At 58.5% G+C, this 9,356-nt stretch carries 11 protein-coding genes; 8 read left to right on the top strand and 3 right to left on the bottom strand.

Annotation, left to right across the window (positions count from 1 at the left end):
- Positions 1-288 precede the first annotated feature (288 nt).
- Positions 289-612 (bottom strand): YbjQ family protein, encoded by a 324-nt coding sequence (locus BRA62_RS03990; protein WP_292365008.1) that lies wholly within the window; start codon positions 610-612, stop codon positions 289-291.
- Positions 613-618: 6 nt separating this feature from the next.
- Positions 619-795: a hypothetical protein gene (locus tag BRA62_RS03985; RefSeq protein WP_292365007.1), complete on the bottom strand. Its 177-nt coding sequence runs from the start codon at positions 793-795 to the stop codon at positions 619-621.
- Between the two features lie 180 nt (positions 796-975).
- Here BRA62_RS03985 and BRA62_RS03980 point away from each other — a divergent pair, with 180 nt between their 5' ends.
- From BRA62_RS03980 to BRA62_RS03945, 8 genes are all read left to right on the top strand, one after another.
- Entirely contained in the window at positions 976-1,836 is an 861-nt protein-coding gene (locus BRA62_RS03980; RefSeq protein ID WP_292365006.1) for a sulfide/dihydroorotate dehydrogenase-like FAD/NAD-binding protein, read from the top strand.
- Complete coding sequence (gltA, locus tag BRA62_RS03975; RefSeq protein ID WP_292365005.1) at positions 1,829-3,172, top strand: NADPH-dependent glutamate synthase; 1,344 nt, start codon at positions 1,829-1,831, stop codon at positions 3,170-3,172. Before BRA62_RS03980 ends, gltA begins: the two co-directional genes overlap by 8 nt.
- A gap of 515 nt (positions 3,173-3,687) precedes the next feature.
- Positions 3,688-4,368 carry a flavodoxin family protein gene (locus tag BRA62_RS03970; RefSeq protein ID WP_292365003.1) on the top strand — a complete coding sequence of 227 codons (681 nt, stop codon included), beginning with the start codon at positions 3,688-3,690 and terminating at the stop codon, positions 4,366-4,368.
- Positions 4,365-5,195, top strand: coding sequence for a DUF169 domain-containing protein (locus tag BRA62_RS03965; RefSeq protein ID WP_292365002.1), 831 nt, complete (start codon positions 4,365-4,367; stop codon positions 5,193-5,195). Before BRA62_RS03970 ends, BRA62_RS03965 begins: the two co-directional genes overlap by 4 nt.
- Before the next feature lie 260 nt (positions 5,196-5,455).
- Positions 5,456-5,974, top strand: a complete 519-nt coding sequence (locus BRA62_RS03955) for a DUF169 domain-containing protein (protein ID WP_292365000.1) — start codon at positions 5,456-5,458, stop codon at positions 5,972-5,974.
- A 79-nt stretch (positions 5,975-6,053) separates the two neighbouring features.
- A complete protein-coding gene (locus BRA62_RS03950) occupies positions 6,054-7,175 on the top strand; it encodes an MFS transporter (protein ID WP_331519975.1) in 1,122 nt (373 codons plus the stop codon).
- A gap of 72 nt (positions 7,176-7,247) precedes the next feature.
- Positions 7,248-7,529 carry a hypothetical protein gene (locus tag BRA62_RS12740; protein WP_331519973.1) on the top strand — a complete coding sequence of 94 codons (282 nt, stop codon included), beginning with the start codon at positions 7,248-7,250 and terminating at the stop codon, positions 7,527-7,529.
- A gap of 403 nt (positions 7,530-7,932) precedes the next feature.
- Positions 7,933-8,430 carry a MarR family winged helix-turn-helix transcriptional regulator gene (locus BRA62_RS03945; RefSeq protein ID WP_292364998.1) on the top strand — a complete coding sequence of 166 codons (498 nt, stop codon included), beginning with the start codon at positions 7,933-7,935 and terminating at the stop codon, positions 8,428-8,430.
- 599 nt (positions 8,431-9,029) lie between these two features.
- On the opposite strand, the gene BRA62_RS03940 is transcribed toward BRA62_RS03945, so the two are convergent.
- Positions 9,030-9,311: a hypothetical protein gene (locus tag BRA62_RS03940; protein ID WP_292364997.1), complete on the bottom strand. Its 282-nt coding sequence runs from the start codon at positions 9,309-9,311 to the stop codon at positions 9,030-9,032.
- Positions 9,312-9,356: the final 45 nt, after the last annotated feature.

The raw sequence follows: 9,356 nt of genomic DNA, 5'->3' as shown, positions 1-9,356 counted from the left end.
CAGGGGAGGGGGGCGAGCCCCCCTCCCCGTCAGCCCCTCCCCCGCATGGCGATGCTCGGTGGAAATCCGTTCACGGGTTTTTGCAACAGATAGGAGTCTGAGTTCAAGCGCCGCAAAACTTGAGTCGCAGAGGGAACCAAACCCCCTGCAGTCAAAAATGGGACCCACTCAAAACAGAGACCAGGTCCATCAAATGTCACGGCACGCTATCTGGATGCCTTGGACCGCACGAACCCCTACAAAAAAAGAAAGACAGTCTTCCCCGCCATCAAAAACCCCGAAAAACCCTTACTTCCTCGGGACGAGCTTCACCGCCGTCCCGTAGGCGAGGAGTTCCGCCGCGGTTGCCATCGTCTGGGACGTCGCGAACCGGATGTTCACCACCGCGTCGGCGCCGAGATCGTGCGCGGCATTGGCCATCCGGTTGTAGGCCTCGGTCCGGGCGTCGGCGAGCATGGACGTGTATTCCTCGAGTTCGCCGCCGACAAGGCTCTTGAGCCCTGCAGTGATATCCCTTCCTACGTTCTTCGCCCGTACGGTGTTGCCGGAGACCACGCCGAGAATCTCCCCTACGGCGTAGCCCGGCACGTCTTCAGTCGTCGTCAGTATCATACTAATTCACTCCCTGATTGCTTCGATGATCTCCTCACGCCCCCGCCAGATGATCAGCGCGAGGCCGATCGCGATGAGCGGGACACTGTAGATGAGGAGGAACGGGAGTGCCAGGACCGCTATGATCGTGATCGCCGCACCGATGGCGGTCAGGGCAATCCCCCAGAGTACCTGGCTCTGCATACCTATCCCTGTGACGGATCAACGGATAACCGTTCGTGTTTTTTACTCCGTATCCATGCTCGCTCCGGTCGGTCATGGAGTACGGTTCAAGGTAGAGGAGCTGCAGTAAAGAGGCTGAAGCCACAATATGTACGAAGCGTTAGATGCATTTCGACGTTGAGAAGACCAACATCATCAGGAGTGAATCGGTTGTATACGATAGAATTGGCGACCAGACTCGCCGACCGGGTTTATGAATATTGGATACGTGCGCCGCAGGTGGCGCAGCACACACGGGCGGGCCAGTTTATCATCCTGCGCCTGCACGAAGCGGGCGAGCGGATACCGCTCACCATCTCCGCGGTCGAGGGAGACGCCGTCCGGGTGATCTTTATGGCCGTCGGCAAGACGACCGAGGAGCTTGCGACGCTCGGTGCGGGCGACAGCATCAGCGACGTGGTGGGACCGCTCGGCAAACCGAGCGAGATCGAGAACTACGGCACCTGCTGCGTCATCGGCGGCGGGGTGGGGATCGCGAGCACGCCCCTCATCGCAAAGGAGCTGAAAGGTGCCGGCAACCACGTCATCGGGATCATCGGTGCGCGAAATGCCGATCTCCTCATCCTGGAGGACGAGATGCGGGAGATCTGCGACGAGCTCTACATCACGACCGACGACGGGAGCAAGGGCGTCCACGGGTTTGCAGCCGACGTCCTGAAGAAACTGCTCGAGGAGCGGAAGATCGACCGGGTCTGGATCATCGGCCCCGCCATCATGATGAAGGTCACCTCCGGCGCGACGGTGCCCTACGGCGTGAAGACCTACGTCAGCCTCAACCCGATCATGGTCGACGGGACGGGGATGTGCGGCTCCTGTCGGGTGACCGTCGGCGGGGAGACGAAGTTCGCCTGCGTCGACGGCCCCGAGTTCGACGCCCACCAGGTCGACTTTAACGAGCTGATGCAGCGGCAGCGGATCTACACCACGCAGGAGAAGGAGTCGCTTGAGCGGTTCGCGGAGCACCGGTGCCGGTGCGGCGAGGGAGGCCACCACCATGAGTGACCGGCCGGCCGACGTCCGGATCAAGGACTTCAAAGAGGTCGATTACGGCCTTTCTCCCGCAGAGGCCGTCGCCGAGGCGGAGCGGTGCCTGCAGTGCAAGAAACCCCTCTGCGTGACGGGCTGCCCGGTCTGCATCGATATCCCGGCATTTATCCGCGAGATCGCGGAGAGCAACTTCTCCGCGGCCGCACGGGCGCTCAAGGAGCAGAACATGCTCCCCGCTATCTGCGGACGGGTCTGCCCGCAGGAGACCCAGTGCGAGGGCGTCTGCATCCTCGGCAACAAGGAGACCCCGATCCGGATCGGTGCGCTCGAGCGGTTCGTAGCCGACTGGGAGCGGGAAAACGACCCGAGCCTTCCCGGGACGGCGAAGCCGACCGGGAAGCGGGTGGCGGTCGTGGGCTCCGGCCCGGCGGGGCTGACGGCTGCGGCCGAGCTCGCCCGTGCCGGCCACGCCGTCACGATCTTCGAGTCGCTCCACGAGGCCGGCGGGGTCCTGACCTATGGCATCCCTGCGTTCCGGCTCCCGAAGGAGGTCGTCAAAGCGGAGATCGAGCAGGTGCTCGCCCTCGGCGTCCGGCTGAAGAAGAACCACCTCGTGGGGAGGAGCGTCGGCACGGAGGAACTCCTCGGCTACGATGCGGTCTTCCTCGCGACCGGGGCGGGGCTCCCCGCGTTCATGGGCATTCCCGGGGAGAACAAAAACGGCGTCTACTCGGCAAACGAATTCCTGACGAGAGTGAACCTGATGCACGCCGAGGCGTTCCCGGAGTTCGACACCCCGGTCCTGCACGGGGCGCGTGTTGCGGTGATCGGCGGAGGGAACGTCGCGATGGACTCTGCAAGGGTGGCTCGCCGCCTGGGCGCGAAGGTCTCCCTGATCTACCGGCGCGGCGAGGAGGAGATGCCGGCACGAAGGGCCGAGGTTCTGCACGCGAAGGAGGAGGGGATCGAGTTTTTCACCTGCACGAACCCGACGCAGATCCTCGGCGAGCAGTGCGTCACCGGCATCGAGTGCGTGAAGATGTCCCTCTGCGGCATCGACGCAAGCGGCCGCCGGTCTCCGGAGCCGATCGAGGGGAGCGAGTTCACCCTCGACGTGGATATGGTGATCCAGGCGATAGGCACGAGCCCGAACCCGCTCCTCGTCTCCCTGATCCCGGGACTTGAGCGCGGCCGGAGAGGCAACGTCGCCGTCGACGAGAACGGCCGGACGTCTATTTCCCACGTCTACGCCGGCGGGGATATCGCCACCGGCGCGGCGACGGTGATCGAGGCGATGGGGTCGGCGAAGAAGGCGGCGGCGGCGATCGACGCGATGCTGAAAGGAGAATAAACTCTTTTTCCCCGGGGTTGGCCCGGACCGCCGCGAATATCCTCGCTGGAGTTCTCCAGCGTTCCCCCAGACATTTTCTGTGACACGTGTCTGCATACCCGGGCCCGCCAGATCGATCTCTCATTCCAGCCTTCAGGAACCCGGGGTTGCAAAAAAAACGGAGATTTGTGACGAATGGCAGGAAAGAAGAAGGGAAATTAACGATGTGCCGAGGATAACGGTCGGCTGTCCACGAGAACCTCCTGTCACACCGGAGTTCCGGTTCTGGGAAATTCATCAACGGCACAGCCGGGAACTCATTGGTCTGCACAAATTAGTTGAATCATCATCTTTTTATAGGTGACAATCCTTTACTTTATTGTTGAATAGTCAACTATCCAGTGATTCTGAAAACCAGGGGTTGGAAGATCACCGGGCTGTACCTGCCCGGCCCGCCTCGCGCGAATGAAGCCTGAAGAAAACGGAATCCGTACCGGAAAACGGTGTACTATGAACATGGTTCAGAGAGGAAACGTATGAAAGTCATCGGACTGATCGCAAGTCCCATGGGGAAGAAGAGCAAGACGCTCCGGCTGATAGATGCCGTCCTTGCCGGTGTCAACGACGAGGGCGGGAAGACGGAACTCGTGGATATCTATTCTCGGGATATCAAATACTGCACCGGCTGCCTGACCTGTTACGCGACCGGGGATTGCCCGCTCATCGACGATTTCCCGGACATCTTCGATCGGATGGCATACGCCGACGGTATCGTTTTCGGGGCTCCCAATTACATCAATTCCGTTCCTGCTCCGATGAAAGCGCTCTTCGATCGCTTGTCCGATGCCATTCATTGCCAGACGCTGACGGGAAAATTCGGCTGCTCCGTGTGCACCGCCGGGGGAAGCGGCGCGTCGGAGGTCGTCGGGTACATGAACAACGTTCTCGCGACACTCGGTGTCACCGTTGTCGGGGGAGTCGGGACTGCGATTGGCCGGGACGCGTCGGCGCTCGGAAAAGCAGAAGAGGACTCCCGGAAACTCGGGAAGCGGCTGGCCCGGTCGATCCGGGGGGAGATTGCCTACCCCGAACAGGACGAGGCCCACCGGCAGAGACGGGAATATTTCGGCCAGATGGTGAAAAATCACAAGGAAAGCTTTGCCCATCAGTATGACTGGTACGTCGGGATGGGCTGGCTGAAGGAAGAGGAGGAATGAGAAGCACAGTCGCACAAAAAGCCGGCCTCTGCTACGAGCCGGTGGCGATTCTCTGGAGCAACACAAAGCCCGAAGGCGCCCTGCAGATCCGCCCGCACGTGCAGGCCTGCATCATGCCGTTTTTTGCCCAGGTTGCAGTGAAAGGAAAGACCGCCGTATTTGACCGGGAGACATACGGCTGCCCCGGTGCCCGTGCCGGCCTCGGCTTTGGTAACGGGTACTACGACGCTTTCAAGGGTGCGGGCGTCGAATTCATGTCGGCCTTCTTCGCGAAAGGTGCGGAGAGCAGTCAAAATCCGGAAGCCTATTGCGCCGCCGTGCAGCATGTTCCCAAAAGGGAACGGGCCAAGTTCATCCACGGCGAACGCCTCCATAAGGATCCGGAGAAAGCAAAGCGGTTCATGACCGCAGACCTGCCGATCACGGACATTGCCGAACAGTACGTGATCTTCACGCCCCTGAGTAAGGTAAAACCCGGCGAACGTCCGGTCGTCGTTGTGTTCGTGGCGGACCCGCTCCGGATCACCGGGCTCGTGACGCTGGTCGGGGCAATCATCGAGGGCACGGATCCTGTGCGGGTTCCCCCTATGGCCGCCTGCCAGCAGATAGGGGCATTCGTATGCGACGAAGCAAGGAAGGAGCACCCCAGGGCAGTGCTTGGGTATACCGATCTCTCTGCACGGGAGAGTGTGGGCAAGACGATTCCTGCTCATATGTTTACCTTTGCCGTGCCGTTCTCCCTCTTTGAGGGGATGGAAGCGGAGGCAGAGGATGGGGTATTCGACGGCCCGATCTGGAAAGGTCTGACCGCAGATGCAGCGAGGTGAAGTGAATATGGAAAAAAGAGATTTCAGGGAGATTGGGGCCCGGCTGAAGTCCGCATTCAGGCTTTCGACCAGACCTCTTGCAGTGTACGGATCCGAAGTCCTGCCATCGGGTATCCCTCCGATGAGCGGGGTTAACCGATGTTTTGCGGTTTCCCTGTTGCGGATGGCGACGGGCACCGATGTATCGGCAATCTATGTCAGTGAGGATACGAGCGAGGGTTGCTGTCATGGGGGGGCTTTTCCGTGTCGGATATGCTCCCGTGTCCGATGAGATCAAGTATTTTGTATCGACCGGGAAGAAGGACGTGCGCGGCGGGGCGGCCGAATATCTGAAAGCAAGCCCGGAACTCGTCGAGCGGTGCGACCTGGCAGCAGGGCCGATCCATCCTCCCGGAAAATATCTCATCGTGCAGGCATGCGAAACCCTTCCGGATCCGGATATCGCGGTCAGATCGATCTGCTGCTTCGGCACAGGCGAGCAGATCCGGAACATGGCGGCACTCATCCATTTCGACCGTGACGATCCGTTTTCACCGGTCATCGTTCCATGGGGTCCCTCCTGTGCGACCTTCATCACGTTCCCGGCAGGCCTTGCGGAAAACACGCCCCGCGACACTGCGTTCATGGGCCCGCAGGACCCGACACAGAACCGTTCCTTCCCCCCGGAGATGATGGCGCTGGGTATCCCCGCAGAAATGGCGGCACGGATGGTAAGCAACCTCGACGCCTCGTTCGTCATCCGCCGGCCGCAGGTGGCGTTCCCCCGTCACAGACAATAATTTGTCCCGGATACAGCCAGGGCACGACGTGATTGCGGCCGAAATGTCGAGTGCAAAACCATTTTTTCATGGAGAAATTATGCAGAATCCGGACCCCGTAACCGAAACAACTGCAGATATTCCCGCGATCTGCCATACGCCGGATGTCGCCGTAACCCGGACCGGCAGGCGTATTGTGCTCCTGATCGCTGTGCTCACCGGTTTTCTCACTCCGTTCGACGGTTCGGCAGTCAACATTGCGTTGCCGGCGATGGGCGCGGAGTTCCACATGGACGCGATCTCGCTCTCCTGGATCGCGACGGCCTACCTCCTTGCGGCTGCTCTTTTCCTGGTACCGTTCGGGAAGATTGCCGACATCTACGGAAGAAAACGGATCCTCCTGTACGGCATAGCGGTCTTCACCCTCTCGTCCTTTGTGATGACGATGGTGCCGACAACGAACCTGCTCATCGCGGTCAGGATCCTCCAGGGGTTCGGCGGCGCCATGATCTTCGGAACAAGCGTTGCCATCCTGACATCGGTCTTTCCCCCGGGCGAGCGGGGAAAAGCGCTGGGGATATACACCACTGCCGTGTACCTCGGTCTCACGATCGGGCCGTTCTTAGGAGGCCTGCTGACCGAGTATCTCGGCTGGCGGAGCATTTTTTTCATCAACGTTCCCATCGGGATCGTCGCCTGTATCCTCATCCTCTGGAGGTTCGAGGGCGAATGGGCGGAATGCGCGGGCGAGCGTTTCGATCTTCTCGGCTCGGTAATCTATGCCTGCGCCCTGATTGCGGTGATGTACGGCCTTTCCATCGTTCCGGATGCGACGGGCATTGTGCTGATTGCGGCCGGCATCATCATCGGGATTATCTTTGTCCTGTACGAGATGAGGATTCCCATGCAGGTTCTTAACATGCAACTCCTGACAAAGAACCGGGTCTTTGCGTTCTCAAACCTCGCCGCACTCATCAATTACAGCGCAACGTACGCCGTGACCTTTCTCCTGAGCCTCGATCTCCAGTTCACGAAAGGGTTCTCCCCGGAATATGCCGGGCTGATACTCATCGTCCAGCCCGCGGTAATGGCAGTGCTCTCACCCATTGCCGGCCGGCTGTCGGATCGGATCGATCCGCAGATCGTGGCGTCGGCAGGAATGGCATGTACTGCCTTTGGTCTTTTCCTGCTTGCCTTCCTGACGGAATCGATCCCCCTGTGATACCTGCTTGCCTGCCTGGCGGTGCTGGGTGTGGGCCTGAGCCTGTTCTCCTCTCCGAACACGAATGCGATCATGAGTTCGGTGGAAAAACGCTACTACGGTGTCGCGTCCGGTATGAACGGGACCGTGCGGCTCGTCGGCCAGATGCTCTCGATGGGTATTGTGATGATGTTGTTCTCCTTTGTTATCGGCAGGGTGGAGATAACACCGGAGTATTATCCGCAGTTCATCCGCAGCCTGCAGTACGCATTCGGACTCTTCACGATCCTCTGTCTTATCGGGATAGCGGCGTCCCTCATGCGAGGGAAACGCCGGCCGGTTCCCGGGCCGGGGACGACGGCACCGGACAAATAATCCCTTTTTCAGGAACGGCCTCTCCTGACCGGGGCGCAATAAGCGTTCTCCTGCAAGCAGCCCGCAGAAAAATCCGCCGAAGAGTAGTGTGAAAATAGGAAGTATTGACAGCCCTGCTATGCCTGCAATAGCAGGACCCGTTGCCGGTTCGCTCCCGAGGATCGGTTGTTCGAACCGGTACGGCATCGCCGGTGCAAAGGTCAAGAAGCCCGGCAATGATAAAATTTATGAGGAGTCACCGGCCGGCTTTCTGTCTCCAGCGTTCGGAATCCCGGAGGTACGCGATCGCGACAAGAACCCGATCGCCTTCGGAATCTCTTCAGAGACCATTGTCGATCGTTCAACAGTGTCGATTCAATCTTGTATAAATAGATGACAATGCAACTAATTAGAAGGTCTGAAGATGGTGAGCCCGACCAGAGATAATCCGGTTACCCAATGGATTCAAGAGATAGAAGTCCCGGCGGCGTTGATCTCGTATACCTATCGGACGATTCAGAAACGATTTGCGAAAGATCTTGCGCCGTATAATATCGGATGGGGGCATTTTGCGATCCTCATGTCCCTCTACGACGAGGAGGGGCGGAGTCAGGACAGCCTCGCATTGTCGCGGGGTTTTGACAAAACCATGATTGCAAAATCTGTTGTGAAACTTGAGGAAGAAGATCTCATCAGGCGCCGGACCGATCCGGAAGATAAGCGGGTAAAACGATTGTACCTGACGGAAAAAAGCAGAAAACTCCAACCTGAGATGAAACATATCGGCTATGAAATAAACGAACTTCTTGTCAAGGATTTCGATGAGAAAGAGTCGAAAGTCGTCCTCGAATATTTACGCAAGGTCGCCATGAACGCATCGGAGCTGGATTCCCCTCTCTCCGCTTCTTCCCGGGATCGGTAGTTCGCTGAACTGGAATGGGCGTTTATGGGGCTCAGATGGTTGATTTGAGCACCCACATGACCACTTCAGCACCATAACAGTTACTTTTTATGCCCGATTTCTTTCCATGTCCGCCGGGTGTTTATCAAAAATGAGGAGAGAACTCCCGCCTCGGAAAGGCGAGAGTGCATGAGGGTTTCGTGTTCCAGGGGGTGTCTCGTGCCTGTGATTGCGTATCGTCATCGCGAGACTGGATACTCGCCTGAACTCTGCTGTTCGGGTTGCGGTTGTAGATGTCACTATCGTGGTCGCAGATGTTGCTGGTCTCTCGAAAACGAGCGTGGAATCGAAAAGAGCATCTCTTTGGGCTCACCGGGTGCAGGGGTGACGAAGAAGCGGGAAATTCGACCTTCATACATCGTGCCCGCTCGTCAAACCTCGTATTCTGGATCTCCACCGAACAGGCCGTCCCAGGCCTCGAAGAGCCGTTCCAGAGTCGTATACAGGATTTTCCTCACGATTGGAATCGATGCAGACTGTTTGTTAGGGAAAGGGATACGCCCGTCCCTGTGGTTCCTTCAGGCAGCCGGTTGATCTCGGCAGTACGATACGAAATTGCCTCACGGCAAAAGTTTCTCAAGTGTGAGTGTGGCGTTTGCTCCGGGCGGAACATATGTACCAATATAGTGAATCTCGATAGGAATACCCGGTGATTCCGGCACGTTATCATCCTCCAGAATGACCCCTCGGAAGCCTACCACCATGCCATCGACCTGGTAGTCTTCGTCCAGATGAACAGGAGCGTAGCGTGTTCCGTTTTCCGCCTGTATGATATATGTCCCGTTATCGCTCTCGACGTGTACGATCGTTCCAATAACGGTTTCTTCCTCGGTTCTTCCCATATCCGTACAACCGCTTGAGAGCAAAGTTAAAATCATCTACTCTGC

The organism is Methanoculleus sp. UBA208, assembly GCF_002498065.1.
Classification (GTDB): Archaea; Halobacteriota; Methanomicrobia; order Methanomicrobiales; family Methanoculleaceae; genus Methanoculleus.
This window is presented reverse-complemented; position numbering and strand designations above follow the sequence as displayed.